Origin of the sequence: Phormidium sp. FACHB-592 (assembly GCF_014695795.1) — a bacterium.
Taxonomy (GTDB): domain Bacteria; phylum Cyanobacteriota; class Cyanobacteriia; order Leptolyngbyales; family Leptolyngbyaceae; genus Stenomitos.
Genome location: NZ_JACJOZ010000074.1, coordinates 124,158 through 145,934, shown reverse-complemented (window position 1 = coordinate 145,934; position 21,777 = coordinate 124,158). Strand labels below are relative to the sequence as shown.

The following is a 21,777-nucleotide window of genomic DNA, read 5'->3' as shown; positions in this document are numbered from 1 at the left end:
CAGAAGTGAAGGATGCTTTGACAGTAAATTAAAGGAGCATAAAAGCAGAAGGCTAAAGGCTGAACTCAAAACGTTCTCTTATCCCTCACTTCTCACCTTTTTCATGAACGATTTCGCCTTCCTGTCTGATTACCTGTCTGCCAGTCTGCGGCTAACAATGCCATTGGCGTTTGCGGCACTGGGTGGGCTGTGGTCTGAGCGATCGGGTGTACTTAACATCGGGTTAGAAGGAATGTTGCTGACGGGCGCTTTTGTTGGAGCGGCAGCAACGTTTTATAGCAATCAGAATGTCTGGCTGGGCATTTTTGCAGCGGTCCTTAGCGGTGGGCTGGTAGGGCTACTCCATGCCTACCTGTGTGTCACCTTGAAGGTCAATCAGTTGGTGTCGGGCTTGGCAATTAATTTATCAGCAGCAGGGCTAACGGCGTTTATGTCGCGGCTTGTGTTCAACAGCACCACCAATCAAACCTTGCCAGGGTTGCCGACGATCGCCCTTCCCGGCTTGAGCCAGATTCCGATCGTGGGTTCGCTTCTGTTTAATCAAGATCCTCTGGTCTACCTACTGTTGTTTTTGTTGCCATTGAGCACGTATATCCTCTTTCACACTAGCCTTGGCTTGACCCTGCGAGCAGTGGGAGAATATCCCCGTGCTGCTGATACAGCAGGCATTCGAGTGTCTCAGGTTCGTTATCTCAGTGTGGTGTTAAGTGGCTGTTTGGCAGCGTTGGGAGGTGCCTATTTAGTGCTGGTACACGTCAAATTTTTTACAGAGGATATTAGTGCGGGTAAGGGCTTTATTGCGCTGGCAGCATTGATCTTTGGGCGTTGGCATCCTGTATATACGGTGCTAGCTTGCCTGCTCTTTGGTGCGACGGAGGCGTTGCAACTGCGGATTCAAGCGTTTAATCTCAATATTCCCTATCAGTTTTTGGTGATGCTGCCCTATGTCATTGCGCTGCTAGCGATGGTAGGTCTGGCAGGCAAAACAACTCCTCCGGCAGCACTGGGCGTTCCCTACAGCAAGGAAAGTACAGGGAGTTAGCTTTACATTTCTTAAAACGACGCGATCGAACTAATTAGCGTTTTGTCAGGAGAAGGGAGTAATTCAAACAGTTGGGTGATGGCGTATCTACGAAAATGTGCCAATGTGTTTTGTATCCGTTACTGAAGGTTCTACTGACAGATTTTTTGCTCATTCTGACTGGCTCACTCTTTTAGGCAAGCTATTGCTGTTTGAGGTGAGCTTCTACGTTAGACAAGCTTTTTTGTCAACCGTAAGCGTAAAGTCAGGAACAAAGCTGTTGGCAAAATGTCATTCAAGCTAGCGTAAAAGCGCGCGATCGAAACCCTTTGTTATCAGGCATCTACGGTATCTTTGACGTTTCATAAAACCTAGTGAAAGGATCGTTCGGCTGCTTTTTTGTTTGTCCTACTCGTTGCCTCAAAGCCTTGCTTTGAAACAGCATCAGTAGATGTTTTAGACATGCGTTCTTAACGCTTATTAAGGCACTCTTATCGTCATGCTGCCTTATGTCTTGAAAACTTGAGCATTGCCCAGATCACTTCTAAGTAAAAATTAAGTTTTTTGCTATATATTTAGAGCGAACTCGGTGTGGTGGTTAGAGGAGTAAAAGAATGGAGTTACGTAAAAGCGCTTTAGAGGTTTTGCAGGAAACCAGTCGGACATTTTATATCCCGATTATCCGCTTGCCGTCGGGGCTTCAAGAAGCAGTCAGTTCTGCCTATCTCTGTATGCGGGCGATCGACCAAATCGAAGATCACCCTGATCTGGATAATGCACTGAAGGTCAAGCTCCTGCAAACGATTAGTCTCGCGTTTCAGGCGGCCACCGATACGATCGATGCAGAAGCACTAGCGGCAGAACTGTGTCAACAGACGAGCCTGTTAGAAGAAGTAAGCATCCGTATTGGTGAGTGGGCAATGCTGGCACCTGGCGCGATCGCACCACGGGTATGGGATGCGTCTGCAGCGATGGCAGACCGGATGGCATACTGGGTCGATCGCAACTGGGCGATTGAAACGACCGCAGATCTCGATTGCTATACGTTTAGCGTGGCAGGCACCGTAGGGCTATTGCTGTCTGACTTGTGGGCTTGGCATGATGGCACTACAACCAATCGAACTCACGCGATCGGCTTTGGACGCGGTTTACAGGCTGTCAACATTTTACGCAACCAGGCTGAAGACCTGGAGCGTGGTGTCAGCTTTTTCCCCGAAGGCTGGGATTATGAAAGAATGTATGCTTACGCGCAGGGCAATCTGTCGCTTGCCGATGCCTATACCCATGCCCTGCCGCTAGGTCCAGCACTCGATTTCTGTCAGATTCCCCTGGCTCTGGCGCACGCCACACTGGATGCGATGGCTCATGGCGAAGCTAAACTCAGTCGCATGAAAGTCATCGCGCTGGTTGAGCAGTTGACTAGCAGTTAAGTAAGGCAAACTCTTTCTTGTCTAGCGTCACTCTTGCTGTCATTAACTTGGGGGCACGGCAATTGCTCACGCCCCTATAAGGCTGGTCGCCTTGACGCTGGTTCCAACCTGTGAACGCTCTAGTTGAGGGTGTGTTAATCTATCGCGGCTAACAACTCATACAGCGTCATCAGGGCAGCATTATCCAGGTCGCCTTTACCTTGAGCGAGCAAGGCATCCATCATGCTTGTCACCTGGGCAGAGCCAAACAGCGGCACACCCGTTTCTCGTCCCGTTTGCAAAACAATATTCATGTCTTTGCGGTGGAGATCGAGCTTAAAGCCCGGTTGAAAATCGCCTTCCAGGATACGTTTGCCGTGAACGTCTAAAACACGGCTTTGGGCAAACCCACCCATCAGCGCTTCACGGACTCTGGCGACATCCACACCTGACTTCTTTGCCAGCGTGAGTGCTTCGGCAACAGCTTGAACGGTCAGCGCAACAACGATCTGGTTACAGGCTTTCGTCACCTGCCCTGCGCCTGCTTCCCCGATATAGACAATATTCTTGCCCATCACCTGCAAAATTGGCAGCGATCGCTGAAATGCAGGTTCATCCCCACCGACCATAATCGACAGCGTTCCCTGCTGTGCCCCAATGTCCCCCCCTGAAACTGGGGCATCCAGTGCATCAATTCCCTTTGCCTTCAGGGCTATGTAGACCTTGCGGGCGGTTGCAGGGGCGATCGTAGACATATCGATATACAGCAAACCTGGTTTTGCTCCCTCAATAATGCCGTTGCTGCCCAGCGTTACTGCTTCCACGTCGGGTGAATCCGACACGCAGCTAATCACTACATCCACCTGTTCGGCAACCGCTTTGGGTGAATCTGCTAGCACTGCCCCTTCTGCCGCTAGCGCTTCCATCGCAGGAAGACTACGGTTATAAACCACTAGCGGATGACCCGCCTTGAGTAAGTTTCGCGCCATCGGCTTGCCCATGATGCCGAGTCCGATAAAGCCAATGGGTTGCATAAGAAGTGCGGGGTAAGGAGTGAGGGGTAAAGAGCAGGGGGAGTGGAGGGAGAAGAGAGGCGTTCTGAATGTCTGCTCCAGCTTAGCCACTGCGTGAACGCGCCGCGTTGCTAGCGAGTTTTGGGTTGCAAGAGAGCGGTGAGGACTTAATTGTCAAAGAACAAGTCTGTTTCTGCTTTGCAGTCGATGAGAGGAGACAACAACGTTACTGGTCGTGTTTGCTCAAGCGCTGATAGACCGTTGCTAGGGCATTGGCGTCACCCACGTTGCCAGGGAAGAGAACGACGGGCAGATCGGGAAACTGGGAATGATTAGAGGGGGTTCGTACCATTGAAACACCTGCAAGCACTTGCCCTAATAAACGAGCCGTCCTTAGTGCTAGACCGTTGCTGAGTGTGTCGTTGGAAGTGATGCCGCCTTTGCTGATAAGAAAGCCGATGTCGTTGGGTAGGTGACGAATGATGTCCATAAGCAAGGCAGAAACAGCTTCACCAAAGTCTAGCCGGGTCTGTGTGTCGTCAAAGGTGAGTTCTTGACGACTGGTGTAAACAACAGGGGTTTTGCCCGCAGCCTGAGCGGTGTTGATCTGCTGCATCGCTTCGGCAAGCAGGGACGATCGCGCCTCCTCCGTTTTCTCTAACAACCGAGCCACTTCTAGCTCGACACCAACGATCCCTGGTTGCGCCAAAAGCTGTTCTAGTTGCTCAGTCGTCTTCTTAACGTGAGAGCCAACAATGATGGCTCCTGGCTTCCCGTGACGGACGTAGTTTGCCATCGCTTCTGGGGCGATCGGCTGAGGTGGTAAGGCTGCTAATGCCGTCAACAGGCTTGCCGCACTGCGAAAGAGAAACCGTTTGCCCTGGGATGCTGCGGTGAGAACATCGGCAGCAAAACGATTCAGGTCATCCTGGGTTGCTGCATCTACCACGCCGCACTGATTGTCGTGGAGTTGCAGCAAGCGATCGAGTACGCCAGCGCGAAGGTCTTCGAGCAAAAAACGCTCTACGCGATCAGCAGCCACCTTGCCGCTAGTTTTCTCCTCGACATAGGCAGGCAAATAGCTGTGGTGATAGCCAAACACCGAGTCACGCGCAAACTCGGTTTCATGCACGGGTGTATCGATCCCGTTGACCTTGAGGTAATGGATGCTGTCTTTCGTGGTGCGTCCACCTTCAAAAAAAGCAGGCGTGAGGAAATGGGCATCGAAGGGACCCAGTTCCTCGGCAATGACATCTGTTTCGATCGGGTAGTGTCCGCGCAGAGTCGAGTCCGATCGACTCACGACTAGAAAATCATGAATAGCTTCAAGTTCGATCGCTGCCTTCAAGTTCTGGCAAACCTCTCGCGTTACTGCTGTCGCTTTTTCTGGTGTCAGTGCCCGTGTATTCGTCAGCACGAAAAAAATAGGAGCGTCGTCTGCCAAGCCCAACCGGAGTGTTTCCACATCCCACTGCATCAGTAACAGACAACTGTGAACCGTTTGCGATCCTGTGGGATCGTCGTCTAGAACAATGATTCTGGGTTGGGTCGTCATAGGTGGCGTGGCGGAGTTTGCTGTTAGCTCATTATCACGCGAGATGGGTGAAGGAAATAGTGTGAGGAGTGTAGGGTGTAGAGGAAAAAGCTAAAAGCTAAAGCTGGGGGCTAACAATGACGATCGGCGTTTGGGTTTTGGGTGATCAGCTTTGGGCGGAGCAGGCAGCGTTGCAAAGCTGTTTTGATCAGCAAAAATCAACTCCGGTCATCTTTATTGAGTCGCTGGATCATGTGCAAGAGCGACCGTACCATTTGCAAAAGCTAGTGCTGGTGTGGTCAGCAATGCGTCACTTTGCTGAGGCTCTGCGGCAGGCGGGTTGGTTAGTCGCGTATGAGCAAGCGGATGATTTTCTAACGCCGCTCAAGGCATGGATTGAGGCTCATCAGATTACAGAACTGCGGGTGATGATGCCGAACGATCGCCCCTTTGCCCGCCTCATTCAATCACTACCCCTGCCTTGCACGGTCACTCTGGTTTCTAATAATCACTTTATTTGGAGCGAAGCCGACTTCAGGGAGTGGGCTGGCGATCGCAAACGACTGGTGATGGAAGACTTCTACCGCGAAGGTCGTCGTCGCTGCAACATCCTCATGGCAGGGAAGCAGCCTTTCGGTGGTCGTTGGAACTTTGACCAGGACAATCGCAAGCCGCCCAAAGGCAAACTGACGCTGCCCGAAGCCCTCTGGTTTGCACCGGATGCAATCACGCAGGATGTGATTGCTTGGGTTAAGCAGGATGACCGCTTCAAAGCCAGTCAGCAGTATTGGCAAAGTGAGCCGTTTCAATGGGCAGTCACTCGTGATCAGGCGCTCCAGGTGCTGCACTTTTTCCTGACGATGCGCCTATCTGATTTTGGTCCCTACCAAGATGCAATGGTGACGGGCGAAATAACCATGTGGCACGCTATGTTGTCGCCTTATCTCAACCTCGGACTCCTGCATCCGCTGGAAGTTGTGGAGGCAGCCGAGCAGGCATATCTTGACCATCAAGACACCTGGAGCCTTAGCAGCGTTGAAGGCTTTATCCGCCAGGTTTTAGGCTGGCGCGAATATATGCACGGCGTTTACAACTTCATGAGTGATGACTACCCAGACCGCAATTGGTTCAACCACACTCAGCCGCTCCCCAACTTTTACTGGACAGGCGAAACATCAATGAATTGTCTGCATCAGATCCTCACACAAGTGAAGGAAACTGGTTATGCACACCACATTCAACGCCTGATGGTGCTGAATAACTTTGCGCTGATTGCCGGTATTTCTCCCCAAGCCATTGAAAACTGGTTCCATGCTGCGTTTGTCGATGCCTATGATTGGGTCATGCAAACCAATGTCATCGGTATGGGGCAATTTGCCGATGGTGGCGTGCTAGCATCCAAACCCTACGCTGCTTCTGCCAACTACATCAACAAGATGAGTGACTACTGCGGCAAGTGTACCTACAACCCCAAAGCCCGCACAGGTGAAAAGGCTTGTCCCTTCAATTTCTTTTACTGGGATTTTCTCGATCGCCACCGCGCCAAACTTACCTCTCAGGGACGCATGAGCTTTATTCTCCAAAACTTGGGCAAAATAGCACCGGAGGAGTTGCAGGCAATCAGGGAGGAAGCGATCGCCTGGCACAACAATAATGTCCAAGACGATCGCCAAGCTCAAGCAGGCATGAACATAGACAAGAAGCAAACGCTTAAATAACCCAAAGGGGTACTACTAGCTTTTTAATTTTGAAACAGAATAAAGGTGATCTAAGCAGATCGTATAGCGTTCCGACTTGAAACTTGAAAGCATGCTGAGACTAAAAACCTCTCCTAGCGGCACTTTATACGTCGAAATCTTCTCAAAGAATAAACCGAATTCTTGTAGAAAACCCTGGTAACTAGGTGCGGGGTGTTTAAGCTTAAAAATTTTTCAACCAAAAATATAGAGGATTTTGATGACTTCTCACCAAGAAGAAACCGTGCAACAAAACCAGACTACTGCTTCTGATCATCAAAACAACAGCCGTCCAGAGCTTAAAGTAACCGTTCTTCCGGCAGTACATACTCAAAAATTTGTTTTAGAAAATATTAAGCAATTAAGAGAACGGATTGCTAAAGACGTTAGAGAATTTGATCAAAAAGACTTACCTGAGGATTTACAAACCGAAATCCCCAAGCTTGCTGTCCTGCTGCAAAGAATTGAACGCTTAGTATTAAATACGAATCAAGCCAAAAAGTTGGGCGCGCTAAACAGCTTAACCTGCTCACTTGAAGTTGCACTGTCGTCTTTATTCCAGAAGAAACTCACTAAAGAATTCACTCGGCAAATTCGGCTTGATGTTGAACAAGAGGTGATTGGATACGAACAACCACCCATCTTAGGATTGTTCGTTAGCCATTTCTCATACATCTGGCACACAAAGTCAGTCCGCCTTAGTGTCATTTATGGACTGTCCTGGTCATTTGTCATTATGTTTGGAGGGCTTTCTTCACTAGCGCTCATGCAGTACGCGGCTTATAACTCTAATGCAGCTGCTAGCAAAGTGGAAGCTTCGATTGATGAGCAGTATCAAAAGGTGGAGGATCTAAAGGCTCAACTTGAACGAGTCAGAGCAAATACAACAAGAACCCCCAATGAGACAGCAACTGTAACCCAACAAGAAGCAGCATTGGATTATACGCCAGCTGAAAAGGATTATACACCAGCTGAAAAAGTTCTGGTTATTACTGGTCTTCATAAAAGAGTTGAAGAAGCGCAAAAAAATGCGGACGTTTTTAAATCTCAACAGGCTGAAATTATGAAGCGAAACTCATTTTTCCAAAATGTTTTATCTAACTTTGATACTGGATTTTCAAAAAATCTTAGTCAAATACTTTGGGTTGCTGCCGCAGGAACATTGGGTAGTATTGTTAGCATTTTAATTCGTGTCATTGGAAAATCGTATGATCAAGAAGCATACTCTGATCGGCTCACGCCCATCTTCATTGGCTTCTTCAAACCTGTCATTGGTGCATCGTTTGGTGTTCTGTTTCTAGCCTTTATTAAGGCTGGGGTGGTAAGCACACCGCTCATCCCTGATGCGAGTAAACCTGCTAGTTCAGCGTTGACTGTGGAAATGTCTGACAATCCTGAAACAAAGGCTGGTTTCTTTCTTTTCTCGGTTGCGTTTATCGTTGGCTTTAGTGAACGGCTAGCGCAAGACACAATTAGTAAATTAGAAGGCGGTAGTAGTGCCAACAATAAAGAGGGCAAAGGGTAACAGCACTCGTTTGATCGCCGTTCGCCACTCAGGATGACAGTTTTACCTCTTAAGCTATCCTCTAAGCTTCTGACAGTCATGATCCAGACTCTCCAGCTTAAACGCTATGCATCACGTTTCGATTCGGACGGCACATATTTTTCGGGCAATCGCCTTTTATGAGCAGCTTGGCTTTCAAGTACAAGAGCGCTTTACCACAGGTTACACGTTGGCTTGCTGGATGGAGGGCTTAGGCGGACGAATTGAACTCATTCAAATCCCTCAACCAAAACCAGCACCCGATGCCTTTGGTGACGAGCATTATGTCGGTTACTACCATCTCTCGTTTGACTTAACTGCCGTTACAGACGATTTGACGCAATGGCTAGATGCCTTGAGCGATCGCGTTGCACAAGCTGCCGAGACACAACCTGACCAGTTTCGACCGCTGAACGTGCTGCTAAAGCCAGAACAGCAAATGATTGGCGATCGGGTTTACGAAGTCGCGTTTATTGCTGATACAGATGGGCTGCCGCTGGAGTTTTTGAGAGAAATGCAGAGGGAAGGGCTGAAGACTTGAAGGCTGAACGCTAAAAAGTGGAGTCAACCGTGAACAGCCCCTTTACAATACCCCTGCTTCCCTAGCTCTCTCTGCTTCCCTAACTCCTTACCTGCCCACCTCACTCGTGACTGAAACGCTGGGAGGAATTTTCTCAAGGCTAATGATTGCTCCCATCACGGCTTTGACTATAGGCGCAGCGACGGTCGAGCCAAACGCATCGCCACCTTTAGGTTCATCGACCACAGCAAGGACAACATAGCGCGGTGACTCAATGGGAAAAACTCCTACAAAGCTGGTGATTTTAGCGCGATCGAGGTAGCCGCCATTGGGATTAGCTTTTTGTGCTGTACCAGTCTTACCACCAATGCGGTAGCCAGGAATCTGGGCACTTTTGCCTGTACCTTTGCTAACCACGGCTTCCATCATCGCCATCACAGTTTGAGACGTTGCTTTAGAGAAGACAGGGCGCTTCGTGGGAAAGTTGGGCTGCCAATAGGGTTGCCCTTTGCTGTCAAACAGCCCTCGAACGACATGAGGCGTGACCAGCCTGCCGCCATTTGCTAGCACAGCGTGCATTTGAGCCAGGTGAATGGGGGTCAGTGAAAAGCCTTGACCAAAGGAAGTTGTTGCTCGTTCGATCGGGGATTCTAGAAAGGTCTTTTTGTCTTTGAACTGTCCTGCTGTCTCGGATGGTAAGTCGATGCCAACAAGTTCGCCCATCCCAAGACGCTTCAGCCAGGTGTAATACACGCTGGGTTTAATCTCCTGCACGACGTGAACCATACCAACGTTGCTGGAGTATTCCAAAATTTCTGAGAGAGTAATGTTTCCCCTACCACCTGAGCTTGAGTAATCAAAGTTTTGGATAGGCCAACCGCTGACCTGAATCTGCCCTTCGTCATAAAAGGGGGTGTCAGGTTTGACAGAGCCAGTTTCTAGTGCGATCGCCACATTGATCGGCTTAAAAGTTGATCCCGGTTCGTACAGGTCAGAAAGCGCCCAATTTTTGAAGCGATCCAGGGGATATTTAAAGTATTGGTTGGGGTCGTAGGACGGAGTTGATGCCAGCGTCAGAAGTGAGCCATCACGCACATCCATCACGATGACAGTGCCGCGTTTGGCATCAAACTTTGTCACCTGCTGCTGTAACGCTGCGATCGCCACTCGTTGCAGTCGGCTATCTAATGTGAGTTGCAGTTGCCAATCATCCACATTTAGAAACCCACCGGGCACTTGGTCGGGCATCAGCGAACCGTCGCCCATACGCCGTAGCCGCACTGGGCTAACAATACGTTCTAGCAAGCGTTGTTGGCTCAACTCCAGCCCTGCTTGCCCTTTATGCTCATCGTTGACATAGCCCAGCACGTCGGCTGCCATGTCTTTGTGAGGATAGAGCCGCTGTTGGCTTTGCAGTAGCTCCAATCCATCAGCTTTTAGGTTCGCAACCTGATCCGCTACACTTTCAGAAAGGGCATATTCTACCCGAATGCCTGTTTCACCCTGATCAAGCTTTTTGGTCAGGTCAGCCGCCGATTTTTGTAAAAGGGGAGCCAGTTTCTCAGCGATCGCCTGTTTGGATTCCTTAAAGAGTTTGGGATGGGCAAACAAGGTATAGACCGGACGATCTAACGCTAAAACTGTCCCGGTGCGATCGATGATCTGACGACGTGGCACGAAGGGGCGCATATAAAGCATCTGCTGCTCTTGTGCCAGCTTTTGCAATGCAGGAGCCTCCGCAATTTGAAGACGACCCAGGTTCAGCAGTAGCAGCCCGCACCCTACCGTTAGCGCACCCCAAACTAGCACCAGTCGGAACGTTGGCTGATTCACTAACGCTGTGCGGTCGATCCGTTTAGGGCGGCTGCCGATGGGTAGGCGACGCACACGCTGCGGTGATAGAGAACGAGGAGGATTACTCATAGAGCCTTGCTTGATCAAGTAGAGGTGTTGCTTGTGAAGGCAGGATGTAGGTATAGGATATACTGCATCCAAATGAGAATCGTCGTGTAAACTTTTTTAGGCACTGGCGGTATAGCCTGTGAAGCCAGCGCGTAGGACTTCGGTGTATGTTTGCTGGGTGAGAACCGCCACAACAGCACCAACTAATATCCCAAAGGCGTTTTTGGAACTGCTTCTGCTTGCGGTAGGTTAGTGCTCGGACTGGCTGCTGAGCGTTGCAGAGCGGGCTGAAGAAAAATTGTGCTGTCAGGGGTTTGTGGTACTAAACCTGAACCTAGTTGCCCTGCCTGGAGCGCTAATTGATTCTTCAAACTTTCGTTCGTTGCAATCATCTCCCGTTCGTTCCGCGTCAGTGTCTTGAGCTTGCGATACTCCTTGCTCCAGAGCTGCTGAGTATAAACGGTGCTGCTGTAGACAAACAGCGTTGCTGTTACCAGTACAAACGCAACGACCACAGAGCTACGCTGCGCCTGAATCAGCAAGCGCAGCCACAATGGCATAGTCTCTGTTGCCGGAAACCGTTTGACCGCTGACATTCCTGATGCTGGAGCCGAGACTGCTCTCAGGGGTAATCTAGAGGCTGGAGGGGCGCTATGCAATGAGCGTTGCTGAGGGCTAGGCTTGCCAACACTTTTTGTGCCAAGGTTTTGCTTCGCTGTCATTGGATAAAGAGGCGATCGACGAGTCGAAGGGGTTCGTCGAGTTTGGGGGGCAGATCGAAACGCAGTAGACATTAGCTCTTCATCACTCCTTTAACACACGTACAGCTTATCCTCGTTGCGAGCCACGCTGTACTACTCAACGTACCCAGATTAAGGTTGAGGTTCCCCATCCTTTGTGCAGAGACAACCTTTGAGCATGATGCGTCGATCGCAGCCCATTTCGTTATCGCTAGTGCTTCTAGAGTCATGATCTGCACCAAGAATACCAGTCAGTCTACTCCAACCGTTCGATTTTCAAACAAAAATAAAATGGGCTAAGACGAACACGTTGAGCTTGACGGTTAAATTTCTTAAGCCTTATTGAATAGCAGGCTGAAGCAAGCCGGGACAGGAGCATCCCCAAACTTGAGCTAGGGCAGCAGCACTCGAACCGCATCTTTCAATATTTCCCTGGGCTTGGAGTCGCACAAAGTTTTGTGATGTATGCGCACGAGTGCTACGACCAGGTTTTTCACTTCCATATCTGCCACGTTAGAGGCAAGCAGGGTGCGGCGATCGGTTCAATGGAGGTGTCTTCAAGCTTACGTCCCGCTAGCCGCAGACTATTAAGACGGCGATCGGTCAACGCAAGAGTAATTCTAAGTCAACGTGGCTTTTCAGTACTTATACCGCTACGCCTTGGTCATCTATTAGCAAAGCATCACTAGCAAGCACCAATGCATGGTATAGAGAACCGTTGAAAAACCAGTACAGAGTACTTCTAAAATTGCAATGCCGCTTCTCGCTATTTCCACTAACGTATGCTTTCTGCCCTTGCTTAGATGAACAGTATGTAAAAATACGGTAAAAATTTTCCTTTTTGAGATATTAAGTACAACTTTGCTTTATTGTGTATAGAGAAGAAATTTACAAAAGAAGTAAATTAGGTTGTCTCGTTTCTTTAATTAAAGTCGGTCTGTATACACCGTTATGAGGAGAGGGTGAAAATACTACCTTCATACGTGCTCGCGACGTAAATTTTCAATTGTAGTCCTATTGCGTCTGCAAAGCCTGTTATTCAGCTGGGAAAGTGGAATTCTAGCTGGATGAATTTAATGTAAATGTCGAAAGCTGTTTCGATAGCAAATCTTGAGATTAATAGAGTATGTCTATAACCTTTAGACCGGAGCTTATAAGCCTGTTCTATAGAGATTAATTACGTTCTGATAGCAGACAGCTTTCAAAGCTTTGACGAAACAGCAAAACCCTATGAGAAATATTTTCTGTTGAATCCAGTGCACCAAAATCCATTCCTATCAGAAATTCAGAGCAACAGAAAAGCATCTGCAATTAAATTGCTAATTTCCAAAACTCATACAGGTTTTTGGGTCGCCTATGGAGTCGTTCTACTCAGCAAACGATAGCAAACCGTTGGTAAAGGAACAGGCAAAACTAGCTAGATTTATCGCTTCAACAGTATATTGAGGCAACAAGTATCTCGCTCAGTCCGCAAAACTTTTTCTCAAAATCAGCAGAGATCATATTGGTGCCATTGAGTCTTTCATCTATCGCTACAAAGCATCATTACTTTTGTAGCACTATCAGGTTTAACCATACTTATACCCAATCAGAACTCTACAATACTAGACTGCCTATTTAGGTTTAGTTTTATTAGTCTAAGTAATATCACTGGATATCTAGTTTACTTCAGCTGCGTATAACCACTATATTTTACAGGTTGCTCAAAGACTGAAAAATAGTCTGTAAAGAATACCCAACTGCTTCGCCAAAATAGTTCTACAAGATTAGTTGATGCCTAAGCTTTTCGTATCTCATTACCAAGCTGAGATACTGTGACCTTTGGCATCGCCTCAGGTACGTACTTTCCCTAGCTACATTAGGTCCTTCATAAAGTTATATTTCTAAATATGCCACTTCCATCGCAGAAGATAGATGAAGCTCAAAAAGCTCTGATGAAGCTGATAAAGCTCTAGCGAAATTAATATGAAGTTAGGGGCTAGTAAGTATAGTAACTTTCTCCTAAAGGGTAATCTATAGAAGATAAGCAAATAAGCAGAAGAGGCATTTGTATAAATGTCGTCAGTCTTAAAGCCAATGCTGCTTTGATATTTCCGTAAAGCAGCTCTTTGCTCTTGAGGCATCAATAGTATGAGTGCTCGATTGCACTATCCACAGTCTCCTAACCGCCTTAGCATCGAAAACTATTACTTTTAGCGCAAACGAGTGGCAACTGCTTCATCCTAATAACGGTTTGTGTGAGCATTGCAAACCAATGTCCATTCATCTTGTAGAGGTTACAGTGAAAACAATTGATATGGCAGCATACGTTGATGACAGCGAGACTATAAGCAATCCTTTGCCTATGGATAACCTTGCTATCAATCTTGCTCTCAAAGATAGCTTAAACAGCATTCCATTCAGTAAGCTCTATACAACTGAGCATGAGTTGGAGTACATTGCTCAAGCGATTGCTAGTAGACAAATTGCTGGTGATGGAGCTTTTACCAAAAAGTGTCAGCACTGGTTACAGCAAGTACTGGGTAGTCAAAAGGTTTTATTGACTCATTCATGCACCGCTGCCCTAGAGATGGCAGTCATCCTAGCTGATATTCAGCCTGGTGATGAAGTGATTATGCCATCCTATACGTTTGTCTCAACGGCTAATGCTGTTGTTTTACGGGGTGGTATTCCAGTTTTCGTTGATATTCGTCCAGACACTCTTAACTTGGATGAAACACTTATAGAAGCCGCAATCACGTCTAAAACTAAAGCGATTATGCCTGTGCACTATGCTGGCATCAGTTGTGAGATGAGTGCTATTCAGGCATTAGCGACAAAGCATGGTCTCGCTATTATTGAAGATGCAGCTCAGGGCTTTGGCTCTATGTATAAAAGTCAGCCTCTAGGTAGTCTAGGGAAGATGGCAGCTTTTAGCTTTCATGCTACCAAAAACATCGTCTCTGGTGAAGGTGGAGCGCTTGCTATCAATGATCCTGCACTTATGGAACGAGCCGAAATCATTTGGGAAAAAGGCACAAACCGGAGCCAGTTTTTCAGAGGAGCGGTAGATAAATATACTTGGGTTGATGTGGGGTCGTCCTATCTGCCAAGCGATTTACTGGCAGCTTTCCTATGGGCGCAGCTAGGGCAAGCAGATGAGATTAAACAGCAACGTCTAGGGCTTTGGCAGCGCTACGACAGAGCATTCGCTCCACTAGAGCTACAGGGTAAAGTGCGTCGTCCAACAGTGCCTTTAGAATGCCAACATAATGCTCATATCTACTACCTACTAGTCGATAACCTCGAAACACGAACACAGGTATTGGCTGCGCTCAAACAGTATGGTGTTCAAGCAACCTTTCACTATGTACCTCTCCATAGTGCTCCTGCAGGACGCAAGTATGGTCGAGCGCAAGGTGAACTTAGCGTTACGGACGATATCTGTGATCGCATTGTGAGGCTACCGCTTAGTGCGGCACTGACCACGAGTGAAGTCGATCACGTAATTGCTTTAGTCTTGCAAGCATTAGCTGTCCGAGATACGGCTCTGTCTTTTGCGCCCCTAAGTTGATTGGTTTATAAAAACAATGCGTGTAATTATTACTGCTCCGAACGTTTCACAGCGCATGAGTGGCGAGTCGGTCTTGCCACTATATTATTTCAACCGTTTGCGGGAGCGTGGTGTACAGGTTTGGGTTGTCACTCATGCCCGCTGCCGCGAGGAAGTTCGGAGCATTTTTCCTAATAATGACGATTTCCAGAAATTTCACTTTATTGAAGATACGCGATCGCAACGTCTGACCTATAAATTGGGTAGTTTTTTTCCGTATCGCATTGAAGACTTGATTTTCGGGCAAATGATCAATCTGCTGTCGCAACGCCATGCAAGAGCGGTAGTACAGCAACTAGTGAAAGAACACGACATTGATCTGGTCTTTGAGCCCACTCCCATTACGCCAAAAGGGCTTAGTTGTATGTACGGTCTAGGCGTGCCGGTTGTGATCGGACCAATGTGTGGTGGCTTAGAGTTTCCACCAGCTTTTCGCTACATGGATTCACCAAGTACTCGCTTATCAATTCAAGTGGGACGTGCTTTATCTCAGCTTGGTCATCTTCTAGTGCCGGGTAAACTGCAGGCGAATGCGTTGATTGTTGGCAACGATTTGACGGCAGCAGCCTTGCCAAAAGGCTATCGAGGCAAAGTCTATAGAGTGGAAGAAAGCGGAGTTGATTTATCGCTTTGTCAACCCGTCACACAAACCGACCTTGCGCCTGATCAACCCGTACGCTTTGTTTTCTTTGCCCGTTTCGTGGATTGGAAAGGGGTACAGTTTTTAGTGGAAGCTTTTAAGCAAGTTGCGCCCAAAGCCAATGCGGTGCTGGAGTTAATTGGTGATGGAGTGCTGTTAGAGGCAACGAAAGCGCAAGTAGCAGCGCTTGGGTTGCAAGATAAAGTTAACTTTCATGGACGCTTAACGCTAGAAAATAGCATTAAGTTAATTAGTAACTGCCAGGTCTACGTAGTTCCATCTCTGCGCGAGTGTGGTGGGAATGCCATTTTAGAAGTCATGGCAATGGGGTTGCCGCTTATCGCAACGAACTGGGCAGGTCCGGGGCTGTTTGTGAATGACTCCTGTGGTCTTTTAGTTGAACCCAGTTCACGTCAGGGGTTTGTTGATGGTTTAGCTGAGGCAATGCTGCGGTTGGCTGAATCACCGGAACTCAGGCACAAGCTTGGAAGAGGCAGTGCAAAACGGGTGACAGAAAGCTATTTCGATTGGGATTCTAAAACCGATCGCATTCTTGAGATTATGCGTGAGACGATGCAGCAGCCTAAACCATCTGTTGCAGTAATCAATAACCTGAAACAAGGCACTACATGAATGATTTGCAGATAGTAGGAGACTTGTAGATCAGATAAGACATTCAGGTAGTGTTCAAAATGTAGCGATAGGAAGGTAGCATTTTGCTGTCGATCGCTCTGTGTGCTGCTACCGCAGTAGAATGATAACCACGCTGTTATCTTAAGATGGCGATCGCTTTGCACGCTAAGACTTGCCTACCCAATTACCTGCAACCCGCTTATGGCTCAACCGCAAAAAGATCAGCAGCACCCCCAATGGAGCAGCGATCGCCAGATCGTTAACACCTTGCTTTCTGAAGCGCCTACTGACTATAACCTGGCAGAACTCGCTCGCCTGCGGCTTCGTTATTGTAGTTTTCCGGGCGCGCGCGATATTCAGGCAGATCTGGAGAAGGTGCTGCAACAATGGAACCTGACTGACGATGCCCTCAATGCTAAAACTCGTCAAATTCATGCTGCTGCTCAAGTGTACAAAGGGCGGGGGAGTAAGCGGGATGATTGGAGTTAAGTATGAGTGTCTGTCTTAGTGCTGCGACGGATACGCACAGCGTTTGTGCGCTGTCTGCTGCTCGCCGCTAGCTCACCCTTATGATTTATCCCCGTTACTTGCGTCTGCCTGGTAGGGCTGACCGCTAGTTGCTCAATGCTTCTTTGCTTAACGGCTCTTGGCGTGACAACTCTTTGGTAATCGCTGCTTTCTGTGTAGCAGGAAGACTTGGTTCTACCAAGTCGCTAGGACTGCGGGTCTGATTAGTGGAGGTTGAGTTGCTACTGTCAGCAGTGGCTTGAGCGATCGGCGTCAGGATTTGTGCCAACTGAGCCTGTTGCTGAAGCTGTTGCGATGATGATACTAGACCGCTCAGGTTATTAACCAGATTCCGCAAGTTGAGGCGAAATGCTGGATCACCTGTCAATTCATCCATGTCAGACGTGATTTTTTGCACGTTTTGGAATGTAGCTCTTGCAGAGTCGAGCGTTTGTTGAAGCACCGTCAGATTAGAAGGGCTGTTGAGAGCCGTAGACACATCGCGAAGATTTGCAGAAGCTTGAGCCGAATTAGCAGACAGGATTTCTAGATTTCGCAATAGCTGCCCCTGCTGAACCTGGGTAACGATCGGATCTAGATTAGTCACTGTTGTCCGAAGCTGCGTTGTAATCACGTTAATGTTATCCAACGTGCTGACTAGATTTGAGCGGTTAGTTGACAGCAGCCCATTGACCTGATCAGCAGTGAGACCCAGTTTTGTCACTGTGCGATCGACGTTGCGCGTCGAAGTTGATAGTGTAGATACCTGCTGCTTCACCACTGTCGCAACTCCCTTAAACTCGCGGCTCAAGGCGGCAATTTCGGCGGCGGCTCGGGCGCTGTTTCTGGTGACAGCTTGCACATCTGCCACAAACGCAGGATTACTGTAAGCGTTGGCAAACATCATGGAGGAGCGAATCAATTCATCGACGCTGACTCCTACTCGACCCGATAAACGAGTGTCGTCGCAGAGAATGAGAGCGTTATTACATTGAGCATCCAACGGTTTTGCGTCTACCTCAGCAGTCAATTGCCTACGGGGTGTAATGTCGATAGCCGTGCTGCCTAATAAACCAGACTGGTTTGCCTCGACCGTCACATCACTAGGAATGAGTAGATCCGCCGGAGAAATCTCCACTTCAACTTCGACCCCATTGGGTCCAGGTCGCGTTTTACTGATCTTGCCCACCGTTACGCCACGATAGCGGACAACTGTGCCCACTTCCATCCCAGCGACATTGGCAAAGTCAATGACTACTTTATAGCCACGATTGCCTACGCTGATACCCCGTATCCAGAAGATTAAGCCAACAAAGAGCCCTAATCCTGCAAGGATAAATAAGCCAACAGAGCCTTCCCGAACGGTTCGCGATCGCATGATGAGTCCTCACTAAGTAGGGAAACATTGGAGAAAGAGTGACTTTAGACCGAGCCTACAGCCTGCAAAAGCTAGCTCAACCAATCATTTTCCCTTTCTCCTTTTCCTTTTGCCTTCTACCTTCTGCCTTTTGCCTTCTATTACCCAGTTACCTGTATCGGTCCATCTATACTGCCACTAAAAAACTGACGAATGAGAGGATTGTCGGTTGTACTCACAGCTTGCACAGTGCCCTGCCATTGCACTCTGCCGTGATACAAAAAGACAACCCGATCAGCGGTGCGACGAATGGTACTCTCCTGGTGAGTCACCATAACATAAGTGCCACATCCCCCTTCTACACACTGAAGCTGCCGCACCAAATCTTCAATTACGGTAGAAGCAACTGGATCAAGTCCTGCGGTGGGTTCGTCATATAGCAGTACTTCTGGTGAATCTCTGGGGTTATCTGGGTTTGCCATGATGGCTCGCGCAAAACTGACCCGTTTTCGCATTCCGCCGGAAAGCTCGGATGGGTAGCGATCGCTGACGTTTGCCAAGCCCACCATCTCCAGCCGCTTGATGACCAACTCTCGAATCCGCCGTCGTGAGAGGCGAGAATGCTCGTACAGTAAAAACCCGACATTTTGATCTACTGTCAGCGAATCGAAAAGTGCCGCCTGTTGAAACACCATCCCAATGCCGATCGGGTCTTGTGCATCTTCAATCAACCCTTTACGTAGCTGCCCCTGCACATAAATTTCGCCGGCATCTGGCGCGAGCAGACCAGCAATCAAGCGCAGAATAGTCGATTTGCCCGTTCCTGAAGGACCAATGATGGCTACGGCTTCGCCACGGTAAATCGTTAGATCGACCGCATCCAGCACGACATTTTTGCCAAATGCCTTTGAAACTTGTTTTAGCTCAATCAGTGGTTCAGCCATTAGGATGTGCGCCAGACAATCCTTGGCAATCTAAGGCTGTAAATTGCTGATGCCCCATTAGTATCGGTGAAAGCTGAATCAGTCCAGATTAAGTAAGACATTCGACTTTAGCGCAGTCCAGGTAATTCAGATTGTTCAGAGCACTGCTTTTAAGACTTTATCAGACAAGACTTGTTGCCGGAGAGTAATCAATAAAGTATTGGCTATTATGTTAGCGCGTTGGTTAACCCTACGGCTTTGGTGCTTGCAGAGGCAGCTACAGGGAGTGAAGAGTGGTTCGTGTGGCATGGAGAGCGATCGCACTCACCCAGACGATGCTAAACAGATGGAACCGTCAAGCAAAACGAAGAGTCCATAACAGTCCATAGAAGGTAATGAAGTTACGCTATTCTGCTGCTAGGCACAGTGCCACTTTCGCTTCATCGACCTGTTTTTTCTTTCCCATGCGTAATCTGCCATGACCTTTGGTTTACTCAAACAGGCGCTCCATGTGCTGCGGCACGAATCACGTCACCGTACGCCCAATCGTGTGAACCAATGGTTTAAATGGTTGGCTCCTGGTTTATTTGTGAAGCGCTGGTTGCTGTTAAGCGCAAGCGGCGTACTGCTAACAACCCTTGGGTTCGCGGTCTGGCTCAAGTTAACACCAGTTTTTTATACGACTCAGATTTTAGGGCAAATTCTTGACGAAATCACTGATGTGATTCCCAGCTACATTAGTGGTCCGCTGGCGATGCTGTTGGGCTTTTTGCTGGTCTGGTGGGGGCAGACACGCACACTTGGGTCGATTACCGAAGTGCTGATGCCTGACGGTGACGAGGAGTTGATTGATGTCCTACTAACGCACCGACGCTTGCATCGTGGTCCACGCATTGTCGTGGTTGGCGGTGGCACTGGGTTATCGAATCTGCTGCGGGGCTTGAAGCGCTACAGCGCTAACATCACGGCGATTGTGACTGTGGCGGATGATGGTGGTTCGTCTGGGCGGCTACGGCGCGAAATTGGCGTGCTGCCTCCAGGCGACATTCGTAACTGTCTGGCAGCGCTAGCAGACGAAGAAAAGCTGCTGACTGAGCTTTTTCAGTACCGCTTTAAGGCGGGTGATGGGCTGATGGGACATAGCTTCGGCAATCTATTCCTGACAGCAATGAGTGAGGTGACAGGTGATCTAGAACAGGCGATCGCCGCGAGTTCTCGTGTGTTGGCAGTGCGTGGACAAGTACTGCCTGCTACCTTAAGCGATGTGCGGCTGTGGGCAGAGTTAGCAGATGGTCGCTACATTGAGGGCGAATCGAGCATTACCGAAGCGAATGGCGCGATCGTCAAAATCGGCTGTATACCTGCGAATCCACCCGCGTTGCCCAAAGCGCTGAGAGCCATTGAGGAAGCCGATTACATTATTATTGGTCCGGGTAGTTTGTACACCAGCATTATTCCCAACTTGTTAGTGCCAGAGATTACTGCCGCGATCGCTCAGCGCGATGTGCCCCGCATCTATGTCTGCAATATCATGACTCAGGAAGGTGAAACCCAGGGCTACAGCGTCGGTGACCATATTCGAGCGATCGATCAGGCATGTGGTCGATCCTTGTTTGGAGCCGTACTGGTGCAAAAGAAGATCCCTTCTGCAAGGGCACACATTCGTTATGCTCAAGAAAACTCCAATCCTGTACCCCTCGATCGTGATGTCGTTGTCCGCATGGGGCGTCGGATCGTACTGGCAAATGTGATGGACGAAGACGAACAAACGGGACTCATCCGCCACGATCCCCAACAGCTAGCCCGGGTCCTGTTACGCTGGTACAGTCGGGTAGAGGGGCTTTGAGGAGAGATGAGGGATGAAGTATAAGGGATGAGGGATGAAATACAAGGGATGAAGTTTTGAGGTTTGCCCTGCTTCCTCTGCTTCCCTTGCCGCCTTAGCCTCACTTGTCCCTCTGTTACCTGCTTCTATCTACAACCAACAACTAACGAACCCTCTGCTCCAACTTATAAAGCAGCCAATGCAGGATCAAGCGACCACTATTTTTCTGTCAGATGCAGCGGCGACGCGATCGCTGGGCGTTGCGCTGGGACAGACGTTGCCAGCAGGAAGTGTGTTGTTGCTAGAGGGTGAACTGGGCAGCGGTAAAACGACGTTGGTGCAGGGCCTTGGGGAAGGGTTGGGCATTCAAGACACGATCGACAGCCCCACCTTTACGCTGATTAATGAATACTTCGAGGGACGTTTACCGCTCTACCATCTCGATTTGTATCGTTTGAACAAAACGGCAACGGCTGAACTTTCTCTAGAAACCTATTGGGATGGCACCGAGGCTGAACTAGGCATCGTAGCGATCGAATGGGCAGAACGCTTACCCTATAAGCCTGCCAACTATTTGGCGATCCACCTGATTTATGATGTGAATAGGGGTCGTCACCTAACAATACGTGCGATCAGTCAGGGCAATAGCGGTCAGGATGATCATGGTCAAGACAATCACGGTCAATGGGATGCTGTTTTAGCTGCGACTGGTGTTTTGGGAGACGACGATCGCCCGTCCACTGTTTATCTGTAAATCCGTACCAAGCCTTCGTCTACAATTTACATCGCAACACTTTACAATTAGAAATGGCGCTGTGAGCGTAGAAAAGGATTCCTTACGGTTCCGAGTGATTGAGATCCAGCTCATACTGGCTACGACAA

At 48.7% G+C, this 21,777-nt stretch carries 16 protein-coding genes; 10 read left to right on the top strand and 6 right to left on the bottom strand.

Annotation, left to right across the window (positions count from 1 at the left end):
• Positions 1 to 103 precede the first annotated feature (103 nt).
• Both H6F86_RS19535 and H6F86_RS19530 read left to right on the top strand, forming a co-directional pair.
• Entirely contained in the window at positions 104 to 1,042 is a 939-nt protein-coding gene (locus tag H6F86_RS19535) for an ABC transporter permease (RefSeq protein WP_190450370.1), read from the top strand.
• Between the two features lie 593 nt (positions 1,043 to 1,635).
• On the top strand, positions 1,636 to 2,451 hold the full coding sequence (locus H6F86_RS19530; RefSeq protein WP_190450369.1) for a phytoene/squalene synthase family protein: 816 nt from the start codon (positions 1,636 to 1,638) through the stop codon (positions 2,449 to 2,451).
• 134 nt (positions 2,452 to 2,585) lie between these two features.
• Here H6F86_RS19530 and H6F86_RS19525 read toward each other — a convergent pair whose 3' ends face one another.
• Complete coding sequence (locus tag H6F86_RS19525) at positions 2,586 to 3,464, bottom strand: 2-hydroxy-3-oxopropionate reductase (RefSeq protein ID WP_190450368.1); 879 nt, start codon at positions 3,462 to 3,464, stop codon at positions 2,586 to 2,588.
• 205 nt (positions 3,465 to 3,669) lie between these two features.
• Positions 3,670 to 4,998: a four-carbon acid sugar kinase family protein gene (locus tag H6F86_RS19520; RefSeq protein WP_190450367.1), complete on the bottom strand. Its 1,329-nt coding sequence runs from the start codon at positions 4,996 to 4,998 to the stop codon at positions 3,670 to 3,672.
• 116 nt (positions 4,999 to 5,114) lie between these two features.
• Here H6F86_RS19520 and H6F86_RS19515 point away from each other — a divergent pair, with 116 nt between their 5' ends.
• The 3 genes from H6F86_RS19515 (at position 5,115) to H6F86_RS19505 (ending at position 8,797) form a co-directional block, all read left to right on the top strand.
• Positions 5,115 to 6,695 (top strand): cryptochrome/photolyase family protein, encoded by a 1,581-nt coding sequence (locus H6F86_RS19515; protein WP_190450366.1) that lies wholly within the window; start codon positions 5,115 to 5,117, stop codon positions 6,693 to 6,695.
• 238 nt (positions 6,696 to 6,933) lie between these two features.
• The gene (locus tag H6F86_RS19510) at positions 6,934 to 8,238 is read left to right on the top strand and encodes a hypothetical protein (protein WP_190450365.1); all 1,305 of its coding nucleotides are present in this window, start codon (positions 6,934 to 6,936) and stop codon (positions 8,236 to 8,238) included.
• A 106-nt stretch (positions 8,239 to 8,344) separates the two neighbouring features.
• Entirely contained in the window at positions 8,345 to 8,797 is a 453-nt protein-coding gene (locus H6F86_RS19505; RefSeq protein WP_190450364.1) for a VOC family protein, read from the top strand.
• 87 nt (positions 8,798 to 8,884) lie between these two features.
• Here the strand turns inward: H6F86_RS19505 and H6F86_RS19500 are convergent, their stop codons facing one another.
• Both H6F86_RS19500 and H6F86_RS19495 read right to left on the bottom strand, forming a co-directional pair.
• Entirely contained in the window at positions 8,885 to 10,699 is a 1,815-nt protein-coding gene (locus H6F86_RS19500) for a penicillin-binding protein 2 (RefSeq protein WP_190450363.1), read from the bottom strand.
• A gap of 182 nt (positions 10,700 to 10,881) precedes the next feature.
• Positions 10,882 to 11,472, bottom strand: a complete 591-nt coding sequence (locus H6F86_RS19495) for a hypothetical protein (protein WP_190450362.1) — start codon at positions 11,470 to 11,472, stop codon at positions 10,882 to 10,884.
• Between the two features lie 2,227 nt (positions 11,473 to 13,699).
• Here H6F86_RS19495 and rffA point away from each other — a divergent pair.
• From rffA to H6F86_RS19480, 3 genes are all read left to right on the top strand, one after another.
• A complete protein-coding gene (gene rffA / locus H6F86_RS19490) occupies positions 13,700 to 14,971 on the top strand; it encodes a dTDP-4-amino-4,6-dideoxygalactose transaminase (protein ID WP_347240720.1) in 1,272 nt (423 codons plus the stop codon).
• A 16-nt stretch (positions 14,972 to 14,987) separates the two neighbouring features.
• Entirely contained in the window at positions 14,988 to 16,283 is a 1,296-nt protein-coding gene (locus H6F86_RS19485) for a glycosyltransferase family 4 protein (RefSeq protein ID WP_190450361.1), read from the top strand.
• A gap of 201 nt (positions 16,284 to 16,484) precedes the next feature.
• Positions 16,485 to 16,772: a DUF3288 family protein gene (locus H6F86_RS19480; RefSeq protein WP_190450360.1), complete on the top strand. Its 288-nt coding sequence runs from the start codon at positions 16,485 to 16,487 to the stop codon at positions 16,770 to 16,772.
• A gap of 124 nt (positions 16,773 to 16,896) precedes the next feature.
• Here the strand turns inward: H6F86_RS19480 and H6F86_RS19475 are convergent, their stop codons facing one another.
• A complete protein-coding gene (locus tag H6F86_RS19475; protein WP_190450359.1) occupies positions 16,897 to 18,168 on the bottom strand; it encodes an MlaD family protein in 1,272 nt (423 codons plus the stop codon).
• A 140-nt stretch (positions 18,169 to 18,308) separates the two neighbouring features.
• Positions 18,309 to 19,091 carry an ATP-binding cassette domain-containing protein gene (locus H6F86_RS19470; RefSeq protein ID WP_190450358.1) on the bottom strand — a complete coding sequence of 261 codons (783 nt, stop codon included), beginning with the start codon at positions 19,089 to 19,091 and terminating at the stop codon, positions 18,309 to 18,311.
• 457 nt (positions 19,092 to 19,548) lie between these two features.
• On the opposite strand from H6F86_RS19470, the gene H6F86_RS19465 reads away from it, so the two are divergent.
• Together H6F86_RS19465 and tsaE are read left to right on the top strand one after the other, a co-directional pair.
• Positions 19,549 to 20,916 (top strand): gluconeogenesis factor YvcK family protein, encoded by a 1,368-nt coding sequence (locus tag H6F86_RS19465; RefSeq protein WP_190450357.1) that lies wholly within the window; start codon positions 19,549 to 19,551, stop codon positions 20,914 to 20,916.
• A gap of 178 nt (positions 20,917 to 21,094) precedes the next feature.
• Positions 21,095 to 21,649 (top strand): tRNA (adenosine(37)-N6)-threonylcarbamoyltransferase complex ATPase subunit type 1 TsaE, encoded by a 555-nt coding sequence (gene tsaE / locus H6F86_RS19460; protein WP_190450356.1) that lies wholly within the window; start codon positions 21,095 to 21,097, stop codon positions 21,647 to 21,649.
• Positions 21,650 to 21,777: the final 128 nt, after the last annotated feature.

What these genes read in the sequence shown, in the direction of transcription:
- H6F86_RS19535 (WP_190450370.1), top strand. Translation starts at nt 104, where the DNA reads ATGAACGATTTCGCCTTCCTGTCTGATTACCTGTCTGCCAGTCTGCGG.
- H6F86_RS19475 (WP_190450359.1), bottom strand. Translation starts at nt 18,168, where the DNA reads ATGCGATCGCGAACCGTTCGGGAAGGCTCTGTTGGCTTATTTATCCTT.
- H6F86_RS19515 (WP_190450366.1), top strand. Translation starts at nt 5,115, where the DNA reads ATGACGATCGGCGTTTGGGTTTTGGGTGATCAGCTTTGGGCGGAGCAG.
- H6F86_RS19525 (WP_190450368.1), bottom strand. Translation starts at nt 3,464, where the DNA reads ATGCAACCCATTGGCTTTATCGGACTCGGCATCATGGGCAAGCCGATG.
- H6F86_RS19530 (WP_190450369.1), top strand. Translation starts at nt 1,636, where the DNA reads ATGGAGTTACGTAAAAGCGCTTTAGAGGTTTTGCAGGAAACCAGTCGG.
- H6F86_RS19480 (WP_190450360.1), top strand. Translation starts at nt 16,485, where the DNA reads ATGGCTCAACCGCAAAAAGATCAGCAGCACCCCCAATGGAGCAGCGAT.
- H6F86_RS19465 (WP_190450357.1), top strand. Translation starts at nt 19,549, where the DNA reads ATGACCTTTGGTTTACTCAAACAGGCGCTCCATGTGCTGCGGCACGAA.
- H6F86_RS19470 (WP_190450358.1), bottom strand. Translation starts at nt 19,091, where the DNA reads ATGGCTGAACCACTGATTGAGCTAAAACAAGTTTCAAAGGCATTTGGC.
- H6F86_RS19505 (WP_190450364.1), top strand. Translation starts at nt 8,345, where the DNA reads ATGCATCACGTTTCGATTCGGACGGCACATATTTTTCGGGCAATCGCC.
- H6F86_RS19495 (WP_190450362.1), bottom strand. Translation starts at nt 11,472, where the DNA reads ATGTCTACTGCGTTTCGATCTGCCCCCCAAACTCGACGAACCCCTTCG.
- H6F86_RS19520 (WP_190450367.1), bottom strand. Translation starts at nt 4,998, where the DNA reads ATGACGACCCAACCCAGAATCATTGTTCTAGACGACGATCCCACAGGA.
- H6F86_RS19485 (WP_190450361.1), top strand. Translation starts at nt 14,988, where the DNA reads ATGCGTGTAATTATTACTGCTCCGAACGTTTCACAGCGCATGAGTGGC.
- H6F86_RS19500 (WP_190450363.1), bottom strand. Translation starts at nt 10,699, where the DNA reads ATGAGTAATCCTCCTCGTTCTCTATCACCGCAGCGTGTGCGTCGCCTA.
- H6F86_RS19510 (WP_190450365.1), top strand. Translation starts at nt 6,934, where the DNA reads ATGACTTCTCACCAAGAAGAAACCGTGCAACAAAACCAGACTACTGCT.
- tsaE (WP_190450356.1), top strand. Translation starts at nt 21,095, where the DNA reads ATGCAGGATCAAGCGACCACTATTTTTCTGTCAGATGCAGCGGCGACG.